This window comes from Streptomyces sp. NPDC006339 (assembly GCF_040612775.1).
In the GTDB taxonomy this organism is placed as follows: domain Bacteria; phylum Actinomycetota; class Actinomycetes; order Streptomycetales; family Streptomycetaceae; genus Streptomyces.
On the sequence record NZ_JBEXQW010000007.1, the window covers coordinates 114,778 to 136,944 of the forward strand.

18 protein-coding genes are annotated in these 22,167 nt (G+C 71.3%); 4 read left to right on the forward strand and 14 right to left on the reverse strand.

The annotated features are described in order from the left end of the window. Nucleotides 1–63: 63 nt before the first annotated feature. Nucleotides 64–1,236 (reverse strand): helix-turn-helix domain-containing protein, encoded by a 1,173-nt coding sequence (locus ABZ135_RS07855; RefSeq protein ID WP_356692908.1) that lies wholly within the window; start codon nt 1,234–1,236, stop codon nt 64–66. A gap of 307 nt (nt 1,237–1,543) precedes the next feature. After that, nucleotides 1,544–1,792: a hypothetical protein gene (locus ABZ135_RS07860; RefSeq protein WP_356693092.1), complete on the reverse strand. Its 249-nt coding sequence runs from the start codon at nt 1,790–1,792 to the stop codon at nt 1,544–1,546. Nucleotides 1,793–2,403: 611 nt separating this feature from the next. Between ABZ135_RS07860 and ABZ135_RS07865 the strand changes: the two genes are divergently transcribed. Together ABZ135_RS07865 and ABZ135_RS07870 are read left to right on the forward strand one after the other, a co-directional pair. Continuing rightward, complete coding sequence (locus tag ABZ135_RS07865; protein ID WP_352076054.1) at nt 2,404–2,925, forward strand: universal stress protein; 522 nt, start codon at nt 2,404–2,406, stop codon at nt 2,923–2,925. Nucleotides 2,926–3,120: 195 nt separating this feature from the next. Next, a complete protein-coding gene (locus tag ABZ135_RS07870) occupies nt 3,121–3,684 on the forward strand; it encodes a GPR1/FUN34/YaaH family transporter (RefSeq protein ID WP_356692910.1) in 564 nt (187 codons plus the stop codon). Nucleotides 3,685–3,819: 135 nt separating this feature from the next. Here ABZ135_RS07870 and glmS read toward each other — a convergent pair whose 3' ends face one another. Together glmS and ABZ135_RS07880 are read right to left on the reverse strand one after the other, a co-directional pair. Further along, the gene (glmS, locus tag ABZ135_RS07875; RefSeq protein ID WP_356692912.1) at nt 3,820–5,637 is read right to left on the reverse strand and encodes a glutamine--fructose-6-phosphate transaminase (isomerizing); all 1,818 of its coding nucleotides are present in this window, start codon (nt 5,635–5,637) and stop codon (nt 3,820–3,822) included. 59 nt (nt 5,638–5,696) lie between these two features. Beyond that, on the reverse strand, nt 5,697–5,972 hold the full coding sequence (locus tag ABZ135_RS07880; protein ID WP_345488104.1) for a hypothetical protein: 276 nt from the start codon (nt 5,970–5,972) through the stop codon (nt 5,697–5,699). A 254-nt stretch (nt 5,973–6,226) separates the two neighbouring features. Here ABZ135_RS07880 and ABZ135_RS07885 point away from each other — a divergent pair, with 254 nt between their 5' ends. Then, on the forward strand, nt 6,227–7,825 hold the full coding sequence (locus ABZ135_RS07885; protein WP_356693094.1) for a beta-N-acetylhexosaminidase: 1,599 nt from the start codon (nt 6,227–6,229) through the stop codon (nt 7,823–7,825). Between the two features lie 122 nt (nt 7,826–7,947). Here ABZ135_RS07885 and ABZ135_RS07890 read toward each other — a convergent pair whose 3' ends face one another. From ABZ135_RS07890 to ABZ135_RS07915, 6 genes are all read right to left on the reverse strand, one after another. Continuing rightward, the gene (locus ABZ135_RS07890) at nt 7,948–9,747 is read right to left on the reverse strand and encodes an IucA/IucC family siderophore biosynthesis protein (RefSeq protein WP_356692914.1); all 1,800 of its coding nucleotides are present in this window, start codon (nt 9,745–9,747) and stop codon (nt 7,948–7,950) included. After that, nucleotides 9,744–10,283 carry a GNAT family N-acetyltransferase gene (locus tag ABZ135_RS07895; protein WP_356692916.1) on the reverse strand — a complete coding sequence of 180 codons (540 nt, stop codon included), beginning with the start codon at nt 10,281–10,283 and terminating at the stop codon, nt 9,744–9,746. The genes ABZ135_RS07890 and ABZ135_RS07895 overlap by 4 nt, the downstream gene beginning before the upstream one ends. Beyond that, nucleotides 10,280–11,566: a lysine N(6)-hydroxylase/L-ornithine N(5)-oxygenase family protein gene (locus ABZ135_RS07900; RefSeq protein WP_356692918.1), complete on the reverse strand. Its 1,287-nt coding sequence runs from the start codon at nt 11,564–11,566 to the stop codon at nt 10,280–10,282. Before ABZ135_RS07900 ends, ABZ135_RS07895 begins: the two co-directional genes overlap by 4 nt. Next, complete coding sequence (locus ABZ135_RS07905; RefSeq protein WP_356692920.1) at nt 11,553–12,992, reverse strand: aspartate aminotransferase family protein; 1,440 nt, start codon at nt 12,990–12,992, stop codon at nt 11,553–11,555. The genes ABZ135_RS07900 and ABZ135_RS07905 overlap by 14 nt, the downstream gene beginning before the upstream one ends. Nucleotides 12,993–13,325: 333 nt before the next feature. After that, the gene (locus tag ABZ135_RS07910; RefSeq protein WP_356692922.1) at nt 13,326–14,201 is read right to left on the reverse strand and encodes a siderophore-interacting protein; all 876 of its coding nucleotides are present in this window, start codon (nt 14,199–14,201) and stop codon (nt 13,326–13,328) included. Nucleotides 14,202–14,204: 3 nt separating this feature from the next. Further along, nucleotides 14,205–15,257 carry an ABC transporter substrate-binding protein gene (locus tag ABZ135_RS07915; protein WP_356692924.1) on the reverse strand — a complete coding sequence of 351 codons (1,053 nt, stop codon included), beginning with the start codon at nt 15,255–15,257 and terminating at the stop codon, nt 14,205–14,207. A gap of 273 nt (nt 15,258–15,530) precedes the next feature. Here ABZ135_RS07915 and ABZ135_RS07920 point away from each other — a divergent pair, with 273 nt between their 5' ends. After that, complete coding sequence (locus tag ABZ135_RS07920; protein ID WP_356692926.1) at nt 15,531–17,057, forward strand: hypothetical protein; 1,527 nt, start codon at nt 15,531–15,533, stop codon at nt 17,055–17,057. A 72-nt stretch (nt 17,058–17,129) separates the two neighbouring features. On the opposite strand, the gene ABZ135_RS07925 is transcribed toward ABZ135_RS07920, so the two are convergent. From ABZ135_RS07925 to ABZ135_RS07940, 4 genes are all read right to left on the reverse strand, one after another. Beyond that, on the reverse strand, nt 17,130–18,977 hold the full coding sequence (locus tag ABZ135_RS07925) for a transglycosylase family protein (RefSeq protein ID WP_356692928.1): 1,848 nt from the start codon (nt 18,975–18,977) through the stop codon (nt 17,130–17,132). Between the two features lie 143 nt (nt 18,978–19,120). After that, nucleotides 19,121–21,154, reverse strand: coding sequence for an FG-GAP-like repeat-containing protein (locus tag ABZ135_RS07930; protein ID WP_356692930.1), 2,034 nt, complete (start codon nt 21,152–21,154; stop codon nt 19,121–19,123). A gap of 358 nt (nt 21,155–21,512) precedes the next feature. Then, nucleotides 21,513–21,782, reverse strand: a complete 270-nt coding sequence (locus ABZ135_RS07935; RefSeq protein ID WP_356692932.1) for a hypothetical protein — start codon at nt 21,780–21,782, stop codon at nt 21,513–21,515. Nucleotides 21,783–21,787: 5 nt separating this feature from the next. Then, a complete protein-coding gene (locus tag ABZ135_RS07940) occupies nt 21,788–21,997 on the reverse strand; it encodes a hypothetical protein (protein ID WP_356692934.1) in 210 nt (69 codons plus the stop codon). Between the last annotated feature and the right edge of the window lie 170 nt (nt 21,998–22,167).

A 22,167-nucleotide genomic window follows, 5' to 3' on the forward strand; every position in this document is an offset into this window, starting at 1 on the left:
TGTCCCGGGAGGGCCTTCGGTCTTCCGCGTGCGCGGCTTGTGGCTCGCGCGGTCGGGGGGCGGCTACGGCGCGCTGCGCTGGCCCGGCAGGGCCGCGCGGCCCTGCGCGTAGACGTCCGAGGCCGGTTTGCCGTGGTCCAGCGGGTGCGCCGGGCGGCGGGGGCCCGCCGGGGCCTGGGCCGGGACGACCGCGTCGAGGACCGCCGTGCCGACCTCGCCCTGCGGACGCCTGGCCCGGTACGCGGCCCGGTAGGCGGCCGGCGAGGAGCCGAGCTGGCGCCGGAAGTGGCCGCGCAGCGCCACCGGGGACCGGAAGCCGCAGCGGCCGGCGACCTCGTCGACGGAGTAGTCGGAGGTCTCCAGGAGCCGCTGTGCCTGGAGCACCCGCTGGGTGATCAGCCACTGCAGCGGCGCGGAGCCGGTCAGCGAGCGGAAGCGGCGGTCGAAGGTCCGCCGTGACATGTACGCACGGGCCGCCAGGGTCTCCACGTCGAACTGCTCGTGGAGGTGCTCCAGGGCCCAGGCGACGACCTCCGCCAGCGGGTCGGCGCCGATCTCCTCGGGTAAAGACCTGTCGAGGTAGCGCTCCTGACCGCCGCTGCGCCGCGGCGGGACGACCAGCCGGCGCGCCAGGGCGCCCGCGGCCTCCGTGCCGTGGTCGGTCCGCACGATGTGCAGGCACAGGTCGATCCCGGCCGCGGTGCCGGCCGAGGTCAGCACGTCGCCGTCGTCGACGAAGAGCTCCCGCGGGTCCACGTGGACCGACGGATAGCGCTTGGCGAGCGTCGGCGCGTACATCCAGTGCGTGGTGGCCGGCCGGCCGTCGAGCAGCCCGGCGGCGGCGAGCACGAACGCGCCGGTGCACAGACCGACGATGCGCGCGCCCTCCTCGTGCGCCCGGCGGAGCGCTTCGAGCGCCTCCGGGGGTGGCGGCGAGGTGATCGAGCGCCAGGCGGGCACGACGACGGTGCCGGCCCGGCTGATGGCCTCGAGGCCGTACGGTGCGGTGAGTTCGAGCCCGCCTGTGGTCCGCAGGGGGCCGTCCTCGCCGGCGCAGACGAGCAGCCGGTAGCGGGGCACGCCCGCGTCCTGCCGGTCGATGCCGAAAACGGAGAGCGGGATGGAGCTCTCGAAGATGGGGCCACCGCTGAACAGCAGTACCGCGACGACTTCGCGACGGCGGCGCCCGGACAGCTTCCGTGCCGCCTCCGGTGCGGCAGAGTGGTCCTGGCTCATGACGCTAAGCCCCCCTCGGTGTTGGCGTCTCCCTGGTCGTGTCGCTGTGCCACGTTTCCCCTCGGTTTTGCACGAGACCCCAGTCTTCGGTACCCATGATCGAATCTACTGCGTCCCGCGGCACCGGCGTGACACGTTCTCCCCCCGGCACATTGTCGACAAGGCCACTTGGCGCGAAGCTTTCGATCGCCGAGCAGGGGTCAAGGCGGCGATGCCTGGCGCTACGCGGGTCGAACGGGCTCCGGTCAAGGACGCGCCGAGGGATGGAACTTGGCCGAAAACATACGGGATCGGCTGTGCGACCCTGTCAACTCCGCGAGTGGTTCCCGGCCGCGCGGGAGCGCCCGCGCCCCCCGTGCGGCCCGGTCCGGGGCCCGGCCCCGAGTCCTGCGTGCGCCTCGGCGCGCAGCCCGCGCTCGGACCGGCGCAGCAGCACCCGGCAGACGGCCGTGACGGCGGCGAGCCCGAGGGCCGCGCCGGTCGCGCCGCCGACGGACGTCCCGTAGACGAGGAGGACGACCGGGACGAGGACGCAGGCGAAGACCGCCCAGCGCACGACGTCGCTCGCCGCGTCCTGCCCCGGACCGCCCGCGCCGCCCGGAGCCCCCCGCCCGCCCGGTCCCGCCGGCTCCGGTGCCCGGCGGCGCCCGCGCGACCCCGCGGCCCGGCCCGCCGGGGCGGTGCCGGGCGCCACGAAGACGGCGGTGACGGTCTCGGCGGAGGCGAGCTCCGCGGCCCGGGCGGCGGACCGCCCGGAGGCGGGGACGGCGGCGGGGACGGCGGCGGGGTCGGTGGCGGTGTCGATGGGCGACGGTGCGGGCACGGGCGAACTCCCTGCGACGGTGGCGTGACGTGTGGAAACGAGGAGCGGAACGTTCCGGTCACTGCGCGGAGCGTCCGTTTGGCCCCCGTACGGACACCTGTAGGGCACATCCGGCATTGCGCTACGGCGCGGGGCTCGTGCATGCTCCCTGGAACGCCGTACGGACCCTGCTGCGGCGCCGCGAGGGGCAGCCACCGAGGCCCTGGGCACGAGAGGAGTGTCGCCGTACCCTTGGGGGTATGGGGTTGGGAAGATGATTCCCGGACACTGCTCCGGCGCCACCCGTTGTTCCGCTCCCCGTCCTTTCCGTCCCTCTCCAGAGGACCCTCTTCGCCGAGACACCGATGGCCGGTCACGAATTCCCCGAACCCGCGGACCGCAAGCGCGTCGCCGACTCCACGGTCGACCCCCTCGCGGTGGAACAGCCCCGTCACGCCTGCGACCCGGCCTTCCGGCACGGAGTGGTGGTCGGATTCGACGGTTCCACGTCCAGTGAGCGCGCCCTCGCGTACGCCATCGGCATGGCCCGCCGCTCCGGCTCGGGCCTGATCATCGTGCACGTCGCCAACCGGCTGCCCACGACCGTGTGGGCCGGCTGCGAGCCGCCGGTCTTCGTCGACGTGCCGGACCACCGCACCGAGGTCCTCGGCCTGGAGCTCGCCTGCGCCGAGCACCTCTCCGAGGTCCCCTGGATCCTCGTCGAGCGCGGCGGCGACATCTGCCACGAGCTGGAGGAGGTTGGCCGGGAGTACGCGGCCGACGCGATCGTGGTCGGCTCCACGCACGGCATCGTCGGGCGGATCTTCGGCTCGGTGGCCGGCCGCCTCGCGCGACGCGCCCAGCGGCCGGTCGTCGTCATCCCGTAGCGGCGGCGACGCGGCGCGGCGTTCCGTAACGGCTGTCCCAGAGGTGTCGTCCACCTCGGGCGTATCCCCCAACTCCCTTGATTCGGCCATAATTTCGGCCTTCCTCAGGTGAATTGTGCGCTTGTGAAGGGTACATAAAGTCCACCGGAACACAGCAGCCCAAGCGGCACGACCGCACGTTGAAGGGAGCCCGCCGTGGACAACGAAGTCGCCGCGGGAAACGCCACCGCCACGCTCGGACACCTCGCACTCGGACTGACCCTGCTCGCCTTCGGCCTCGGCTCCACCGGCGTGATCGACCACGTCGGCGCGGGGGACGCGGCCGGGCTCGCGACCTGGGTCGGCGGTGTGTCCCTGTTTCTCGTCGGCCTGCTCGCCCTGCGTGCGGGCAACACCGCCGAGGGCACGGCCTCGACGGCGCTCGGCGCCTTCTGGTTCACCTGGGGCACGGGCGTCGGTGACAGCGGCTCGGCCGAGGCCGCCGGTCTGTTCCTGCTGCTGTGGGCGCTGCTGGCGCTCACCCTGACGGCGGCCGCGAAGGGCGGCGGGCTCTTCCGCCAGGGCGTCTACGGGCTGCTGTGCGTCTCCTTGCTGCTGCTCGGCATAGGCACGCTCGCCGGCAGCGCGGGCCTCGGCAAGGCGGGCGGCTGGGTCGCCGCGGTGGCGGGCCTCGCGGCCTGGTACGGCGCGACGGCGGCGGTGGCCGGCTGGCCGACCTCCCTCGCCCGCCGCTCCCGCGGCCCGGCGACGGCGAGCTGAGCCGTAGAGCCGTAGCGGCAAGAGAGAGGCGGTCCTCGTCCACCTGGGATGGACGAGGACCGCCTTCGTGTCCGGTCGACCGCCGGGGGACAGGCCCGGCGGGCGGGGTCCGGGGGACAGGCCCGGGGGGTTCCGCTACTCGACCGTGACGGACTTGGCCAGGTTGCGCGGCTTGTCGATGTCGCGGCCCATGGCGAGCGCCGTGTGGTAGGCGAGGAGCTGGAGCGGGATGCCCATCAGGATGGGGTCGAGCTCGTCCTCGTTCTTCGGCACGACGATGGTGTGGTCGGCCTTCTCCTGCGGCTGGTGGGCGACCGCGAGGATGCGGCCGCTGCGGGCCTTGATCTCCTCCAGGGCGGCGCGGTTCTTCTCCAGCAGGTCGTCGTCGGGGACGATGGCGACCGTCGGCAGGGCCGGCTCGATCAGGGCGAGCGGGCCGTGCTTCAGCTCGGAGGCCGGGTATGCCTCGGCGTGGATGTAGGAGATCTCCTTCAGCTTGAGGGATGCCTCCAGGGCGACGGGGTAGCCACGGACGCGGCCGATGAACATCATCGACTGGGCGCCGGCGTACTCCTGGGCCAGCTTCTTGATCTCGTCCTCGGTCTTGAGGATCTCCTCGATCTGGCCGGGCAGCTTGCGCAGGCCCTCGATGATCCGCTTGCCGTCGGTGACGGACAGGTCGCGGATGCGGCCGAGGTGGAGGGCGAGCAGCGCGAAGGCGACCACCGTGTTGGTGAAGCACTTGGTGGAGACGACGCAGACCTCGGGGCCGGCGTGCACGTAGACGCCGCCGTCGGCCTCGCGGGCGATGGCCGAGCCGACCACGTTGACGACGCCGAGGACGCGGGCGCCCTTGCGCTTGAGCTCCTGGACGGCGGCGAGCACGTCGTAGGTCTCGCCGGACTGGGAGACGGCGATGTAGAGGGTGTCGGGGTCCACGACCGGGTTGCGGTAGCGGAACTCGGAGGCCGGCTCGGCGTCGGCCGGGATGCGGGCCATGCCCTCGATGAGGGAGGCGCCGATGAGACCGGCGTGGTACGAGGTGCCGCAGCCGAGGATCTTGATCCGGCGGATGGAGCGGGCCTCGCGGGCGTCCAGGTTGAGGCCGCCGAGGTGCACGGTGGAGAAGCGGTCGTCGATCCGGCCGCGCAGCACGCGGTCGACCGCGTCGGGCTGCTCGGAGATCTCCTTGTGCATGTACGTGTCGTGGCCGCCCATGTCGTAGGAGGCGGCCTCCCACTCGACGGTCTCCGGGGTGGCGTTGGTGGACGCGCCGGTCGTCGTGTAGGTGCGGAAGTCGTCGGCCTTGAGGGTGGCCATCTCGCCGTCGTCGAGGGTGACGACCTGGCGGGTGTGGGTGACGAGGGCGGCGACGTCGGAGGCGACGAACATCTCCTTCTCGCCGATGCCGAGGACGACCGGGGAGCCGTTGCGGGCCACCACGATGCGGTCGTTGAAGTCGGCGTGCATGACGGCGATGCCGTAGGTGCCCTCGATGTGCTTGAGCGCCTCGCGGACCTTCTCCTCCAGGGAGTCGGCCTGGGAGCGGGCGATGAGGTGGGTGATGACCTCGGTGTCGGTCTCGGAGGCGAAGACGACGCCGTCGGCCTCGAGCTTGGCGCGCAGTTCGGCGGCGTTGTCGACGATGCCGTTGTGGACGACGGCGACCTTGTTCTCGGGGTCGAGGTGCGGGTGGGCGTTGACGTCGCTCGGGGCGCCGTGGGTGGCCCAGCGGGTGTGCGCGATGCCGGTGGTGCCGGCGAAGCGCTTGGGGACGCGCGCCTCCAGGTCGCGGACCCGGCCCTTGGCCTTCACCATCTTCAGGCCGGCGGCCTTGGGGCTGGTGACGACGATGCCCGCGGAGTCGTAACCCCGGTACTCCAGGCGCTGCAGTCCTTCGAGGAGCAGGGGAGCCACGTCGCGCTTGCCGATGTAACCGACGATTCCGCACATAAAGGTGTCAGTCCTCCAGAGTCAGTGGGTGTGCCCGTCCGTCCGCCCGGTGCGGCGGATCAGCCGTAGACGATGCGGCGCAGTTGCCGGAGGGAGAGCTCCGGTGGCGCCACGGCGCGGTGCGGCAGTTCGGCCGCGATCCGCTCGAAGATCTCGGCGTTCACCGAGCCGCCGGACTGGAGCTCGCGGTGGCGGCGCCGTACGAACTCCTCGGTCGACTCGTCGAAGTACGCCAGCACGTCCAGGACCACCCGGGCGGCCTCACCGCGCTGGAGCGCGGTGCTGCGGACCAGATGGTCGATGAGGTCGTCGTGCGACGGTCGGCGTTCGAGCACCCGTGCATACTGCGGGGTATCGGGGCTCCCTTGCAAGAATTCTGCCCGAAATCGGGCAGGAGGGGTCATGATCGCGCCGCCGGATGGGCTAATTGGTCTACACCTTGACCGTGGATCGGGGCGCGCGGTACGGATGGTGACCGTTCGGACACGACCTGCTCGCCACCGCACTCCCCATCGAAGGGACCTGCCCCGTGAGACAGCGCAGCACGTTTCCGCGCCTCTTCGCCCCGCGCCTCTTCGCCCCGCGCCTCCTGGCCCCGCGCGTCCTCGCCCCGCTCCTCCTGATCGCCGCCGGCCTCGCGACCCTCGGCGCGACGACCGCCCCCGGCTCCGCGCCGGAACCCGCGGCCGCCGACGTACGGCCGCTCGGCGCCGTCATCCCGGCCCCCGCCTCCGTGACCCCCGGCGGAGCGCCGTACACCCTCACCCGCGCCACCGCCGTCCGCGTCGGCTCCGACGACCGGCGGGTCCGGGAGATCGGCCGCTATCTCGCGGGCCTGCTTCGCCCCTCCACCGGCTATCCGCTGCCCGTCGTCGACGACGGCGCGGCCCGCGGCGGGATCCTGCTGCGGCTCGACCCCCGGGCCACCGCCCTCGGGGACGAGGGCTACGAACTGCGCTCCGGCCGCACCGGCGTCACCCTCACCGCCCGGGTGCCCGCCGGCCTGTTCCGCGGCGTCCAGACCCTGCGCCAGCAACTGCCCGCCGCCGTGGAGAGGCGGACCGTACAGCCCGGGCCCTGGCGGATCGCCGGCGGCACCGTCACCGACGTCCCGCGCTACGCCTACCGGGGCGCGATGCTCGACGTCTCCCGGCACTTCTTCACCGTCGACCAGGTCAAGCGGTACATCGACCACCTCGCCCTCTACAAGATCAACAAACTGCATCTGCACCTGAGCGACGACCAGGGCTGGCGCCTCGCCATCGACTCCTGGCCCCGGCTCGCCACCCACGGCGGCTCCACCCAGGTCGGCGGCGGCCCCGGCGGCTTCTACACCAAGGACGACTACCGGGAGATCGTCCGCCACGCCGCCTCCCGCTACCAGGAGGTCGTCCCCGAGATCGACATGCCGGGCCACACCAACGCGGCCCTCGCCTCCTACGCCGAGCTCAACTGCGACGGCGTCGCCCCTCCCCTCTACACGGGGACGGAGGTCGGCTTCAGCTCGCTGTGCGTGCCGAAGGAGATCACGTACGACTTCGTCGACGACGTGATCCGCGAGCTGGCCGCGCTCACCCCGGGCCGTTACCTTCACATCGGCGGCGACGAGGCGCACTCCACCAGCCACGCGGACTACGTGGCCTTCATGGACCGCGTGCAGCCGGTCGTCGCGAAGTACGGCAAGACCGTCATCGGCTGGCACCAGCTCACCGGGGCGCGGCCCGCGCCGGGCGCGCTCGCCCAGTACTGGGGCCTCGACCGCACCTCCGCGGCCGAGAAGGAGCGGGTCGCGGCGGCGGCGCGGGCCGGGACCGGGCTGATCCTGTCCCCGGCCGACCGGGCCTACCTCGACATGAAGTACGACAAGGACACCCCGCTCGGCCTCTCCTGGGCCGGCTACGTGGACGTGCGCCGCTCCTACGACTGGAACCCCGGCGCCTACCTGGCCGGAGCCCCGGAGTCGGCGATCGCGGGCGTCGAGGCGCCGCTGTGGACCGAGACGATCTCCACGAGCGCCCACATCGACACGATGGCCTTCCCGCGCCTGCCGGGCGTGGCCGAACTCGGCTGGTCCCCGGCGGCCACCCACGACTGGGAGACGTACCGACTGCGACTCGCGGCGCAGGGGCCGCGCTTCGAGGCACTGGGGATCGACTTCCACCGGTCGGCGCAGGTGCCGTGGGAGTAGGCCGGTCGGCCTGACCCTGCGTACGGAAACGGGCGGGCGCCCACCCGAGGGACCGTCCTCGGGAGTGCGCCCGCCCTGGGGGCTGCCGGCCGGCGAGGGCCTGGGGACGCCGGCCGGCGGTCTCAGTGGCGGGCGAAGCGGGCGATCGGGTTGACCAGGTCGCCGACGAGCTGGAGCGCCGCCGACGGGTCCGCCAGGTCCACCATCTGCTTGTTGTTGCGGAGCTGGAGCCGGTTGAGCGCGGACAGCGCGAAGGTCTCCGCGAACATGTCGTACTGCGCGAACCGGTCCGCGAGCTCCGGCTTGGAGTCCTGGTAGTCCCTGACGCACTCGGCGACCGTCCGCCAGAACTCGTCCTCGCCGACGACGCCCTCGGCCGCCAGCGTGGCCCCGAGGAAGCGGAAGAAGCAGTCGAAGACGTCCGTGAAGACGGACAGCAGCTTCATGTCCTCGGGGACCTCGGCGCGGATCCGCTCCACCGCGGGCGGAAGGACCGCGTCCGGGTCCATGACGCAGATCTCTTCGGCGATGTCCTTGAAGATCGCCCGGGAGACCGCGCCCCGCTCGTCGAGGACGAGGATCACGTTCTCGCCGTGCGGCATGTAGACCAGGTCGTACGCGTAGAAGCAGTGCAGGATCGGCAGGAGGTAGGCGTCCAGGTAGGCCCGCAGCCACTCGGCCGGGGCGAGCCCCGACTCCTTGATCAGGGCGCCCGCGAAGGACGCGCCCGCGTGGTCGACGTGCAGCAGCGAGGCCATGGTCGCCAGCCGCTCGCCCTCGGCGAGGGACGGCACCGGGGACTCGCGCCACAGCGCGGCCAGCATCTTGCGGTAGGGCGAGTAGCGGTCGGTGGCGGCCTCGTACTCCAGGTGCCGGTAGCCGATCGCCGCCCGCTCGCGGATGATCGAGAAGCGGGCCGCCTTGAGGACCGAGTCGGCCTCGATCAGGCCGGCCAGCCAGTCGTTGATGGCCGGCGTGGCCTCCATGTAGGCGGCCGACAGGCCCCGCATGAAGCCCATGTTGAGGACGGACATCGCCGTCTTCACGTAGTGCTTGGCGGGGTCGGAGGTGTTGAAGAAGGTACGGATGGACTGCTGCGCCAGGTAGGCGTCGTCGCCCTCGCCCAGGTACACCAGGCGCTGCTGGGCGACCTCGGCGGCGAAGGTGACGGACAGCTTGTTCCACCACTGCCAGGGGTGCGCCGGCATCAGCAGGTAGTCGGCGAGGTCCAGGCCCCGCTCGGCCAGGACGGCGGCGAAGCCGTCCACCGCCCGGTCGCCGAGCTCGGCGCGGATGAAGGAGTCGTACTCCAGGTCCGCGCCGGCGGTGAAGGTGGCGCGGTCGCGGTGCGCGGCCAGCCACACCAGGCGGATCGGCGCGGCGGCCTCGGGCGCGTAGGCGTGGTACTCGTCGACGCCGAAGCCGAGCCGGCCGTTGTTGGCGACGAAGCAGGGGTGACCCTCGGTCATCCCGGTCTCGATCGCCTGGAAGCCGGCCCGGGCCAGCTCGGCGGAGGTCACGCGCGGCTTGGTGGCCTTGTACGCCGTACCGGACAGGGTGGAGGAGATCTCCTCCAGGTAGACCGGCAGGATCTCGTCGCTCAGGCCGAGCGAGCCGCGCAGCTCGGTGATGAACTGCAGGGCGTCGAGCGGGAGCTGCTCGCTGCCCCGGTGGCGGCTGATCGACTCCGGGTAGACCTGCCAGTGGTCGAGGGCGAACCGGTCCGCGGTGAAGCGGTATTCGGTGGCGCCGTCGTCGCTGAGGACCCGGTAGCGGCTGTCACCGAGCTCCTGCGGGTCGAGCAGGCGCTCGTGGGTGAACTCGGCGAGGCCCTTGCGGATCAGGGCGCGGTTGGCGTCGGCCCAGCGCTCGGGGGTGAGGTGGGCGACGGCGGCCGCGGTCTTGGCGGTCTCGGCGGTCATACGGCGGCTCCCGTGGCGGCCTCGAACGCCTCGCGGGTGCAGAAGCTCAGCAGCGCGGTCTTCTCCGGCTTCCGGAGCTCGCGCTCGGGGACGAAGCCGACGGCCTCGTTGAGGGCGTGGACGGCGGTGTTGCGGATGTCCGGCTCGACGACCACGCGGGCGGTGGCCGGGTCGGCGAACAGCTCGGCCATCACGGCGGTGATCACCCGGCGGGTGAAGCCGTGCACCGGGGTGTCGGTGGGGGCGACGAGGAAGTGCATGCCGACGTCGCCTGGCTGCGCCTCGTAGAGGCCGGCCAGTTCGACCTTCGCGGGGTCGTAGCGCTCCATGAGGAAGGCGGGCTCGCCGTCCACGCTGCCGATGAAGGCGTCGTGGTGCGGGTTGGCGGCGATCGCCATGTACTCGCGCTCGACGTCCTGGAGCGCGTAGCCCTGCATCATCCAGAAGGCGGCCTTGGGGTCGGTGACCCAGGGGTGGATCAGCTCCGCGTCCTTGAGGGGGTCGAGCGGGCGGATGCTGATGTCGTGCGCGGTCATACGGCGAACTCCTGGAACGCGATGGTCTTCTCGACGGGGTAGTACTCGCGACCCAGCATCTGTCCGATGATGTAGGCGTTCCGGTACGGGCCCATGCCCAGGTCGGGCGAGGTGATCGAGTGGGTGTGGACGCCGGCGTTCTGCAGGAAGACCCCGCGGCCGGTGGTGTCCACCGAGTAGTTGCGGGCCACGTCGAAGCGGCCCTGGGAGTCCCAGCGCAGGCGGTCCCGGACGGGCTCCAGGAAGGCGGGGACGGCGTACTTGTAGCCGGTGGCGAGGATCAGGCCCTCGGTCTCCAGCTCGAAGTCCTTCTCCTGCTCCTCCTGGCGGAAGCCCAGCGTGTACGTGCCGGTGGCCTCCTCGTACGCGGCGGTGTGCAGCGCGGAGTTGGTGAGCAGGCGGGTGGGGACGGGGCCGGCCAGGTTCTTCTGGTAGAGCAGGTCGAAGATGGCGTCGATGAGCTCACCGTCGATGCCCTTGAACAGGCCCTTCTGCTCCGTCTCCAGGCGGTAGCGGGTCCGCTCGGGGAGCGCGTGGAAGTAGTCCACGTACTCGGGGGAGGTCATCTCCAGGGTGAGCTTGGTGTACTCCAGCGGGAAGAAGCGCGGGGAGCGGGTCACCCAGTTGAGCCGGTAGCCGTGGACGTCGATCTCGCTGAGGAGGTCGTAGTAGATCTCGGCGGCGCTCTGGCCGCTGCCGACCAGGGTGATGGACTTCTTCTTCTGGAGCGCCTCCTTGTTGGGGAGGTAGCGCGAGTTGTGGATGAGGTCGCCGCCCAGGTCCCGGCAGGACTCGGGGATGTACGGCGGGGTGCCGGTGCCGAGGACGAGCCTGCGGCAGCGGAACGTTTCGCCGGACGTGGTGGTGACCACGTACTCCTCGGCGGACTCGTCGAACGCGACGGCCGAGACGGTGGTGGAGAAGCGGATGGAGGACAGCTTCCCGGCGGCCCAGCGGCAGTAGTCGTTGTACTCGGTCCGCAGCGGGTAGAAGTTCTCGCGGATGTAGAACGAGTACAGCCGGCCCTTCTCCTTCAAGTACTGCAGGAAGGAGTAGGGGGAGGTCGGGTCGGCGAGGGTGACGAGGTCCGACATGAAGGGCGTCTGGAGGTGCGCGCCCTCCAGGAACATGCCGGAGTGCCACTCGAAGTCCGGCTTGGACTCGATGAAGAGGCCGTTCAGCTCGTCGATGGGCTCGGTGAGGCAGGCGAGGCCGAGGTTGAAGGGACCGAGCCCGATGCCGATGAAGTCGTACGTGTCGGTCGTCGTATCAGGCGTGGACAAGGTTCTCTCCCAGGTACTGCTCGGCGTGGCCGGCGATCAGATCGAGGACGGCGGCGATGTCCGCCACGGTCGTCTCGGGGTTGAGCAAGGTGAACTTGAGGTACTGCTTGCCGTCGACCTTGGTGCCGGCGACGGCGGCCTCGCCGGAGGCGAACAGGGCCTTGCGGGCGTAGAGGTTGGCGCGGTCGATGTCGGCGGGCGAGGTGACGGCCTGGGGGATGTAGCGGTAGACGAGGGTGGAGAGCTGCGGCTCGACGACCACGTCGTAGCGCGGGTCGGCGGCGAGCAGCTCGAATCCGGCCCGGGCGAGGTCGCAGACCTCGTCGAAGAGCTCGCCGATGCCGTCGGCGCCCATGACCCGCAGGGTCATCCACAGTTTGAGGGCGTCGAAGCGGCGGGTGGTCTGGAGCGACTTGTCGACCTGGTTGGGTATCTGCTCGGCCACCGTGCGGCGCGGGTTGAGGTAGTCCGCGTGGTACGTGGCGTGGCGCAGGGTGGCTCCGTCGCGGACCAGCACGGCCGAGGAGCTCACGGGCTGGAAGAAGGACTTGTGGTAGTCGACGGTGACCGAGTCGGCCCGCTCGATGCCGTCCAGGAGGTGGCGGCGGGTGGGCGAGGCGAGCAGTCCGCAGCCGTAGGCCGCGTCCACGTGCATCCAGGCGCCGTACTCGGCGGCCAGGGCGGCGATCTCGTTCAGCGGGTCGATGGAGCCGAAGTCGGTGGTGCCGGCGGTGGCGACGATCGCCATCGGGACCAGGCCCTCGGCGCGGCATGCCTCCAGCTCGGCGGCGAGGACGACGGACTGCATGCGGCGGTGGCGGTCGACCGGGATGGAGACGACGGCGTCGGCGCCGAGGCCGAGCAGGGTGGCCGACTTCTGGACGCTGAAGTGGCTGCACTCGGAGGAGAAGATCCGCAGCTTCGAGAGGTCCTTCGTCCCGGTCTCCTCGCGGGCCAGCAGCAGCGCCTGGAGGTTGGACTGGGTACCACCGCTGGTGAAGACGCCGTCGGCGAGCGGGCCGAGGCCGATGCGGCCGGTGGTCCAGTCGATGAGCTTGCGCTCGATGAGCGTGCCGCCGGCGCTCTGGTCCCAGGTGTCCAGGGAGGAGTTGACGGCCGACAGCACGGCCTCGCCGAGGACGGCGGGGATCACGACCGGGCAGTTGAGGTGGGCCAGGTAGCGCGGGTGGTGGAAGTAGACCGCGTCGCGGAGGTAGACGTCCTCCAGCTCGTCGAGGGCGGCGGAGGCGTCGCCGAGCGGCCGGTCGAGGTCGACGGCGTCGATGACGAGGGCGAGCTCGGCGGGCGTGACACCGGTGAACGGGCCGCGCGTGGTGGCGAGTTTCCTGGCCACCCGCTCCACACCTTCGGTGACGGTGCGTCGGTATGCCTCCGCCGTCGTGTCGTTGAGCAGGTGGGAGCGCATGTGGGGGCCCTTCCGGGGATGAGGGGTACGCAGCGGGGGACCGAACCCCGCGAGGTCGAAAGTAAGGTTAGCCTAACCTAATTTCAATGCACAACGGCCCCCCGGTCCTTGAAGGACCGAGGGGCCGTGCGCCCTGTGGGGGGCCCGGTGCCCTGCGGAGGGCGGATGTCCTGGGGCGGGTGCCCTGCGGAGGGCGGATGCCTTGGGGCCGGGTGCCCTCCAGGGCCGCGTACGCCCTGGAGGGGTGCCTGGCGGGAAGCCTGGAGGGACGCCCTGAGGGATGCCCTGAGGGTTGCCCTGAGGGATGCTCTGGCGGGAGCAGGAGCCGGGGGGTTACGCCTCCGTGGGCGCGTCCGTCCCCTCGTCCTCCTGGGTCTCGTCCGGGACCTCGCGCAGGGCGTCCTCGGACAGCCCCTTGCGCCAGTAGCCCACGAACGTCACCCGGCGCCGGTCGAGGCCGCGCTCGCGCACGAAGTGACGGCGCAGCGCCTTCACGGCACCGGACTCGCCCGCGATCCAGACGTACGGATCCGCGCCGGGCAGCTCGGCGGCCGCGATCGCCTCCACGGCGGACGGCGCGCCCTCCTCCCGCACCAGCCAGGTGATCGTCGCGTCGGCCTCGGTCGCCAGCTCCATGCGGTCGCCGGAGTAGGGGACTTCGAGGTAGACGTGGGCGCGGGTCTCGGCGGGCAGCCACTCCAGGATCGCGGAGGCGGCCGGCAGGGCCGTCTCGTCACCCCAGATGAGGACCGAGTCGGCGTCCTCCGGCAGCCGGAAGCGCACCCCCGTGTTGTCGGCCACGGCCGGTCCGAGCACGACCACCCGGTCACCCGGCCGGGCGTGCTGGGCCCAGCGGCAGGCGGGGCCGCCGTCCTCGTGCACCGCGAAGTCGATGTCGACCTCGGCGACCGGCTCGGTGCGCTGCTCGCGGACCGTGTACGAGCGCATCACGGCCCGCTCCTCGTGCGGCATCGCCCGGTACGCGCCGAGGATCGCGTACATGTCCGGGTTGTCGAGCGGCGGCAGCACCGGCGCGTCCTGCCCCGGGTGCGGCAGGAAGAGGGACAGCGACTGGTCCCGGCCGCCGGCGGCGAAGCGCTTCAGGTCCTCACCGGTGAACGTGACGCGGACCAGCGACGGGCCGAGCCGCCGCGTCCGGTCGACCTGGAGCGAGAAGAACTGGAACGGGGCGGTCTCGGCGTTCGTCATGGGTCAGGACACCTTCTTGGCGTTCTCGAGGGCCTTCGCCAGGTCCTCCAGGAGCGGGGCGCACTTGGCGTACGAGTAGATCGGCTCGGTCACGCGCGGGATCACCTGGCCGGCCTTGACGGCGGGCAGCGCGGCCCAGGTCGGCTTGGCCTTCAGGGCCTCGGGCTGCAGAGCCGAGGTGCGGTTGTCCAGCATGATGATGTCGGCCTGGTACTTGTCGACGTTCTCCCAGCTCAGGCCCTCGAACCAGCCGCCCTGGTCGAGCTTGGTGGGCGTGACGATGTTGATGCCCAGCTCCTTGAAGTAGAGCGTGTCGGTCGGGCGGACCGGGGTGGAGACGTAGAAGAGGTCCGGGGAGCCGGAGCCGATGAGGACCTTGATGTCCTTCTTGCCCTGGGCGGCCTTGCGCAGACGCTCGGCGGCGGCCTCGAAGCGGGCCTTGTCCGCCTTGATCCGGGCGGTCTGCACGTCGGCGCCGAGCGAGGCGGCCAGGTCGGCGTGGCGCTGGAGGACGGCCGGCATCGACTTGTCGGCGGCCCACAGGGCGACGCTCGGGGCGATCTTGAGGATCTTGTCCTTCTGCTCCGCCGGGACGTACCAGAGGTCGTTCTTCTCCCACATGTCCGTGATGAGGAGCTCGGGCTGGAGCTTGAGGTACTCCTCGATCTTGAACTCGCCCCAGACGTTGCCGATGACCTTGACCTTGGCGATGTCGAGGTCGCCCGCCTGGACGTCCGGCTTCTTCGCCTTGGTCTTCGGGTCCTCGACGTAGGTCGGGCCGAACACGCCCTTGACCTCGATGCCGAAGTCCTTCAGGGCGGCGGCCGTGCCGGTGAAGGCGACGATGTTCTTCGGGGTGGTCTTGGCCGTCACCTTCTGGCCGCGGTCGTCGGTGAACTCCCAGGGACCGGTCTTCTCGCCGGCCTTGGTGGAGCCGCCGTCCTTGTCACCGCCCTTGTCGCCGCACGCGGCGAGCGCGGCGCCGAGCCCGAGGGCGCCGCCCGCGGCAAGCAGGCCGCGGCGGGTGAGGGAAGTGGCTCGGGCGTTGCTGGGCATGGCGAAGTCGCTTTCGGTACGTGCCGGGGTCGGCCTGGTCAAGTCGAGGGTAGGTTAGCCTAACCTCATCCCGATCAACAGGGTGGGGATGGCCGAAAACGAGTGAGGCCCGCCACCCCGGACCCGTCGCCCGGGACACCGCCGCCGGCCCGCCGCCCCCGCGACGGACCCTCAACCCCACCGCCCCGCACAGGGGTCTGACGGAGTGACGCCCCCGCCCTCCACGGTAAGTCGCCTGGCCGTCGGCCACCGGCCGCCAGCAGCGTGGGCCGGATGAAACCCCTCACCGCTCCCGTACCGAGACCCCCGGCCCCCGACACCGACCGACCGCGCACCATCGGTTTTCGGCCGCCGCGCGCCGCGCTCTGGCCCGCCGCCCTCGCCGCGCTCTTCACCCTCGCCCAACTCGCCCTCGTCGTCCCCGGAACCGGCCTCGGCTGGGACGAGGCGGTCTACGTCAGCCAGGTCGGCGGCAACGCCCCGCCCGCCTTCTTCAGCGCACCCCGCGCCCGCGGCATCACCTACCTCGTCGCCCCGGTCGCCGCCCTCACCGCCTCCACCACCGCCATCCGGGTCTATCTGGCCCTGTTGTCCGGAACCGCCCTGTTCGGCGCGCTGTGGATCTGGCGCCGTGTCGTGCCCGTCCCCGTGCTCACCACCGCGGGCGCCCTCTTCGCCAGTCTGTGGATCACCCTGTTCTACGGCCCGCGCGTGATGCCCAACCTCTGGTGCGCCTTCGGCGCCCTCGCCGCCGTCGGCTGCTTCCTCCGCGCCGTCACCACCACCCGGCCCCGGACCGCACTCCTCGGCCTCGGCGCCGCGGGCTGCGCCGTCGCCCTGCTGCGACCCGCCGAGGGCCTCTGGCTCACCGCCCCCCTCCTCGCGGCCGCACTGCTCGTGCCCGCCTGGCGCCGCCGCCCCGCGGTGTTCCCCGCCCTCCTCGCCGGACCGCTGCTCGGCGCCCTGCCCTGGATCGCCGAGGCGTACGCGCACTACGGCGGCCTCGCCGCCCGGCTGCGGCGCGCCGGCGAGATCCAGGGCTCCCTCGGCTGGTACCTCTCCGTCGACGACCACGTCCGCGCCCTGTCCGGACGCACCCTGTGCCGCCCCTGCGACGTGCCCTGGGAGCACCCGGTCACCGCCCTGTGGTGGTTCGTGCTGCCGCTCGCCGTCGCGGCCGGCATCGCCGCCGCCTTCCGCGCCGGGCGGGGCGCCCCCGCCGTGCTCGCCACCGTGACCGCGCTCTCGCTGGCCGCCCCGTACCTCTTCACGATCGGCTACGCGGCCCCCCGCTTCCTGCTGCCCGCCTACGCCCTGCTGGCCCTGCCCGCCGCCGAGGCGCTCGTCGCCCTGGTCCGCAGGGTGCGCCCGGCCCGGCGGCCCGCGGTCCTGGGGCTGCTCACCGGACTCCTCCTCGGCCATCTCGCCGTCCAGTACGCGGTGCTCTCCGGCGCCACCGCCAACAGCCGCTCCGCCCGCACCCACTTCACGGCGATCGCGACCGCCCTGCACGCGCAGGGCGTCCGGCCGCCCTGCCTGGTCAGCGGCAAGGAGTACGTGCCGGTCGGCTACCACGCCGGCTGCACCTCCCGCGCGGTCGGCGGCCACGACGCCGCCATCACCCCGGCGGGCGTCACCGCCGCCGCCCGCCGCATGCCGGTCGCCGTCCTGGTCCCGGCCGGCGCCACCCCGCCGGCGTACGCGCGTGACTGGCGGCCGGTACGGCTGCCGGCGGAACCGGGGTGGGACCGCTTCGACGCGTATGTGTCGACGGGGGCGGGGGCGGGGGCGGGGGCGTGAAACGGGGCGTGCCCGCCGCACTCGGGGGAGTGCGGCGGGCACGGTCGGTGGGGGCAGGGGTGCCGGGATGGCTCAGGCGAGTTCGCTGGAGTACCAGTTCCAGCTTCCGAAGCCGGCGGCGCTGTCCCAGGACATGACCGGGTTGGTGAAGTCGGTGCCGGTGCTGGTGAACTTCCACAGGCCGGTGCGGTTGGTGCCGTCGCTCTGCTGGCCGTAGCCGTAGAGGACGCCGATGTCGGTCCGGCCGTCGCCGTTGAAGTCGCCGGCGGTCACCTTGCTCATCTCGGCGTTCCAGCTTCCGGTGCCGGAGTCCCACTTCTTCGACGGGTTGGTGAAGTCGGTGCCGGTGCTGGCCAGGGTCCACAGGGCGGCCTGATTGCGGCCGTCGGACGCCTTGCCGTTGTCGTACAGGACGCCGATGTCGGACCTGCCGTCACCCGTGTAGTCACCGGCGACGACCTTCGACCGGGTCCAGCTCCAGGAGCCGAAGTTGGTGGAGGCGTTGTCCCACTTCTTCGACGGGTTGCCGAAGTCGGCGCCGGTGCTGGTCATCGTCCACAGGGCGGTGACGTGGGTGCCGTCGGTCTGCTGGCCGTTGTTGTAGAGGAGGCCGACGTCGTCCTTGCCGTCGTTGTTGAAGTCACCCGAGGTGATCTTCGTGCGGTCGGCGTTCCAGGAGCCGAAGCCGGTGGAGACGTTGTCCCACTTCTTCACCGGGTTGGCGAGGTCGGAGCCGGAGCCGGTGCTGGTGAAGGTCCACAGCGCGCTGACGTTCTCGCCGGCCGCGTTCTTGCCGTTGTCGTAGAGCAGACCGACGTCGTCCCTGCCGTCACCGTTGTAGTCACCGGCGGTGATCGCGGAGTTCTTCCAGGTCCAGGAGTCGGCCGAGATGGTGCTGTCCCACGTCTTCACCGGGGCGGCGAAGCCGCTGCCGGTGCTGGTCATCGTCCACATCGCGGTCCAGTTGCCGCCGGTCTGGGAGATGCGCTGGTCGTAGAGGAGGGCGAGGTCGTCCTTGCCGTCGCCGCTGAAGTCGCCGGCGGCGACCTTGATGCGGTCCCAGTTGAAGGATCCGGAGTCGGTGGAGACGTTGTCCCACTTCTTCACCGGGCCGCCGAAGCCCGTACCGGTCGAGGTGAACGTCCACAGGGCGGTGCGGTAGCCCGATCCGTCGGTGGCCTGCCCGTTGTCGTACAGGACGGCGATGTCGTCCTTGCCGTCGCCGTTGAAGTCACCCGTGGTCTGGGTGGTGGTGGCGCGGTTCGCGGTGAGGAAGGAGACGCCGCTCGACAGCGGGCCGGTCTGCCCCGCGTCGTTGGCCGCCCGCACGGTCACCGTGTGCGCCCCGTCGGTGAGGGTCGTCGTGTCGAGGGACACGGAGTACGAGGGGCCCGAGCCGGTGTCCGTGCCGACGGCCACACCGTCCACGTAGAAGGTCGCCTTCGTCGGGGTGCCGACGGCGTCCGTGACCGAGGCCGAGAGGGTGATCGTGCCGGTGGCCACCGTGCCGGCGGACGGGCCGACGACCTTGGAGACCGGCGGTACGGGGTCGGGGTACGGGTCGGCGTCGTCCGCGCCCAGACCGGCGGCCGGCCCGCAGTGCGGCCAGGCGCCCTCGCCCTGGCCGGCCAGGACCTTCTCGGCGGTGAGGATCTGCTCCTGCTTGGTGGCGAGGTCGGCGCGGGCCGCGTAGGCCGTGCCGCCGAATGCCTGCCAGGTCGACTGGGAGAACTGCAGGCCGCCGTAGTAGCCGTTGCCGGTGTTGATGGACCAGTTTCCGCCCGACTCGCACTGGGCGACCTTGTCCCAGGTGGCGACGGAGGCGGCGGTGGCCGTGGTGGCGGAGAGGAGGGTGCCGGCGATGCCGGCGGAGGCGACGAGGGCGGTGGCGGTGGTGAGCAACCGGGGGCGGCGGGACATGGTGGTGACTCCAGGGGCGAGGAGGAGGGTGAAGAGGGAGGGGCCTCGGAGGGGCACGGGGCCCTGGGGCGGCCCGGCCGGTCGGAGGGGTCCGGCCGGCCGGGCCGTCGGGGCGTCGTCGTTCGTGCGTCGTCGTCCGTGTGTCAGCCGAGCTTGCTGACCTGCCAGTTCCAGCTTCCGAAGCTCGCGGCGCTGTCCCAGGACATGACCGGGTTGGTGAAGTCGGTGCCGGTGCTGGTGAACTTCCAGATGCCGGTCCGGTTGGTGCCGTCGTCCTGGCGGCCGTAGCCGTAGAGGACACCGATGTCGGTCTTGCCGTCGCCGTTGAAGTCGCCGGCGGTCAGCTTGCTCGCGTCGGCGTTCCAGCTTCCGGTGCCGGAGTCCCACTTCTTGGACGGGTTGGTGAAGTCCGTGCCGGTGCTGGTGAAGGTCCACAGCGCCGACTTGTTGCGGTTGTCCTCGGTCTGGCCGTTGTCGTAGAGGACACCGACGTCGGCCTTGCCGTCTCCGTTGAAGTCACCGGTCGTCACCTTCGACCGGTCCCAGTTCCACGAGCCGAAGCTGGTGGAGACGTTGTCCCACTTCTTCGACGGGTTGGTGAAGTCGCTTCCGGTGCTGTTGAGCGTCCACAGCGCCGTCACGTAGGTGCCGTCGGTCTGGCGGCCGTTGTCGTACAGCAGGCCCACGTCGCTCTTGCCGTCACCGCTGAAGTCGCCGGCGACGAGCTTGGAGCGGTCCCAGCTCCAGGAGCCGGAGTTGGTGGAGGCGTTGTCCCACTTCTTCGACGGGTTCGTGAAGTCGCTTCCGGTGCTGGTCATCGTCCACAGCGCGGTCACGTTGACGTCGTCGGCGTTCTTGCCGTTGTTGTAGAGCAGGCCGACGTCGTCCTTGCCGTCGTTGTTGAAGTCGCCGGTGGTGACCTTGGAGCGGTTCCAGTTCCAGGAGCCGAAGTTGGTGGTGATGTTGTCCCACTTCTTCGACGGGCCGGAGAAGCCGGTGCCGGTGCTGGTGAAGGTCCACATCGCCGTGACGTTGACGTTGTCGGCGTTCTGGCCGTTGTTGTAGAGGACGCCGACGTCGTCCTTGCCGTCGCCGTTGAAGTCACCGGTCGTCACCTTGGAGCGGTCCCAGTTCCAGGAGCCGAAGCCGGAGGAGACGCTGTCCCAGACCCGGACCGGCTGGTTGAAGCCGGAGCCGTTGCTCAGATACGTCCACAGGGCGGTGTGGTAGTCGCCGTTCGCCTCCTGCCCGTAGTCGTACAGGACGCCGATGTCGGCCTTGCCGTCGCCGTTGAAGTCCGCGTGGAAGGTGGAGGTGGCCTCGCCGTTGGAGGTGATGATCTGGGAGCGGGAGGCGCTGGTGTTGCCGTTGACGTCCGTGACCTCGGCGGTGACGGTGTGCTTGCCGTCCGGGAAGCGGCTGGTGTCGAGGGCGTAGCCGTACGGGGCCTTGGTGAGCTTGCCGCTGACCGCGTCGCCGTCGACGTAGTACTGCACGGAGGCGACGCCGTAGGTGCCGGCCGTGACGGACGCCGACAGGTTGGCTATGCCGGAGACGGTGCCGGAGGCGCCGGAGAAGGTGACCTTGGGCGGCGTGGCCTGCTGGAGCACGGGGGAGATGTAGCCGCTGATCACCTGGCCCCAGGGGGCCTGGCCGACGCGGTAGGACGTGGTGGAGGCGGTGGAGACCATGCCCTCCGGGTTGGAGGAGTGGCTCTGGTTGCCGCCGGTGATCGTGACGACGCCGTTGCTGACACCGGTCACGATGGCCACGTGCTGGGCCCAGCCGTTGCTGTAGCCGTAGACGACCGCGTCGCCGACGTGCGGGGTGCTGGAGAGGGTGCCGTAGGTCTGGCCGTACTTGTAGAAGCTGGACGCGGCGTCGGTCAGGATGCTCTGGCCCTTGACGTTGTACTTCGACCAGACCCAGCCGACGAAGTCGGCGCACCAGGCGTGCGATTGGCCGCCGTAGCCGTCGCAACTGTTGTTCTGGTTGAGGCCGTTGTCGTAACCGCCCCCGGCACAGGGGCCGTTGCCGTTCTGGCTCAGGGCGGTGTTCGCCATGTCCGTGAACTCGTCGGCGAAGGCCGGAACGGTGGCGAGGCCCGACAGCGCGGCGGCGACGACGAGGGAGGCGAGGCCGGTCTTGACGGTGCGGGGCAGAACGGTGCGCGACATGGAAGTCCTCCTGGCGAAGGGCATGGCGGTGCCCTGGGAAGGGGTGGATGAGGGAGGTACGAGGGCGCGCCGGACGGAGGCGGGCGCCGTGGGGCGTCGAGGCGACGGTGGGAGAAGAACGAGAAGAACGAGAAGAACGAGAAGAACGAGGAGAACGAGGAGACGGTGGGAGAAGTGGAGACCGCGGGAGAAGTGGAGACGGAATGCGAAGACGGGGCGGGCCGGGGGCCGAGTGCTCCCTGCGGCTCCGCAGGGCTCCGTAAGCGCTCCGGACGCTCAGTGCACTCCGGACGCTCAGTGCGCTCCGTACGTCAGTGGGCTCCGTACGTCCGTGGACTCCGTGCGATCCGTACGCCGGTCAGGGGGCGGGGACCAGGTATCCCTGTGCGGCGATCGAGCGCCGGGCGCGGTCGAGGAGCGGGCGCATCTGCGCGACGGCCGGATCGTCACCGTCGGCGCGGACGAAGAGATAGAGGTCGATACCGCAGTCGGTCGAGCGTGGCTTCACGTGCTCCAGGCCGTCCTCGGGCAGCGCGTGCGCCCAGAGGAGATCGGTGACGACGGCGAGGGTCTCGGCACGGTGGGGACTCCCGGACGCCCTTGTCAGCGAGGCCAGAACCACGCGCATCGCGGTCAGTCCCAGCCGATGACGTCGTCGCCGGTCTGGACGGAGTCCCAGCCGATGACCTCGCCGCCGTACGGGGACGCGGCCTGGACCGAGTCCCAGCCGATCACCTCGGGGCCGGTGCCCGCGGTGCCGGCCGCGTGGGCGGTGGCGGCGGCGCCCACGGAGACCAGAACGGCGAGTCCGGTGGCGGCGATGAGGCGGGAGATGCGCGACATGACGGTTCCTTCCAAGCGGTGGGTGATCGGTGGGGCGTCGGGGGCTTTTCTCCCGCCGCCGTCCTCGTGACCACTACCTTGCCGCCCTGGTCAGCACCCCCGGAAGGACTTCCGGGTGGCCCGAAGCTGCCTGGCAGCTTGAGGACGGATCGCTCTTGCGTCCGGGCGCC

What these genes read in the sequence shown, in the direction of transcription:
- ABZ135_RS07855 (WP_356692908.1), bottom strand. Translation starts at nt 1,236, where the DNA reads ATGAGCCAGGACCACTCTGCCGCACCGGAGGCGGCACGGAAGCTGTCC.
- ABZ135_RS07865 (WP_352076054.1), top strand. Translation starts at nt 2,404, where the DNA reads ATGGCCGGTCACGAATTCCCCGAACCCGCGGACCGCAAGCGCGTCGCC.
- glmS (WP_356692912.1), bottom strand. Translation starts at nt 5,637, where the DNA reads ATGTGCGGAATCGTCGGTTACATCGGCAAGCGCGACGTGGCTCCCCTG.
- ABZ135_RS07890 (WP_356692914.1), bottom strand. Translation starts at nt 9,747, where the DNA reads ATGACCGCCGAGACCGCCAAGACCGCGGCCGCCGTCGCCCACCTCACC.
- ABZ135_RS07895 (WP_356692916.1), bottom strand. Translation starts at nt 10,283, where the DNA reads ATGACCGCGCACGACATCAGCATCCGCCCGCTCGACCCCCTCAAGGAC.
- ABZ135_RS07905 (WP_356692920.1), bottom strand. Translation starts at nt 12,992, where the DNA reads ATGCGCTCCCACCTGCTCAACGACACGACGGCGGAGGCATACCGACGC.
- ABZ135_RS07910 (WP_356692922.1), bottom strand. Translation starts at nt 14,201, where the DNA reads ATGACGAACGCCGAGACCGCCCCGTTCCAGTTCTTCTCGCTCCAGGTC.
- ABZ135_RS07915 (WP_356692924.1), bottom strand. Translation starts at nt 15,257, where the DNA reads ATGCCCAGCAACGCCCGAGCCACTTCCCTCACCCGCCGCGGCCTGCTT.
- ABZ135_RS07920 (WP_356692926.1), top strand. Translation starts at nt 15,531, where the DNA reads ATGAAACCCCTCACCGCTCCCGTACCGAGACCCCCGGCCCCCGACACC.
- ABZ135_RS07925 (WP_356692928.1), bottom strand. Translation starts at nt 18,977, where the DNA reads ATGTCCCGCCGCCCCCGGTTGCTCACCACCGCCACCGCCCTCGTCGCC.
- ABZ135_RS07930 (WP_356692930.1), bottom strand. Translation starts at nt 21,154, where the DNA reads ATGTCGCGCACCGTTCTGCCCCGCACCGTCAAGACCGGCCTCGCCTCC.
- ABZ135_RS07935 (WP_356692932.1), bottom strand. Translation starts at nt 21,782, where the DNA reads ATGCGCGTGGTTCTGGCCTCGCTGACAAGGGCGTCCGGGAGTCCCCAC.
- ABZ135_RS07940 (WP_356692934.1), bottom strand. Translation starts at nt 21,997, where the DNA reads ATGTCGCGCATCTCCCGCCTCATCGCCGCCACCGGACTCGCCGTTCTG.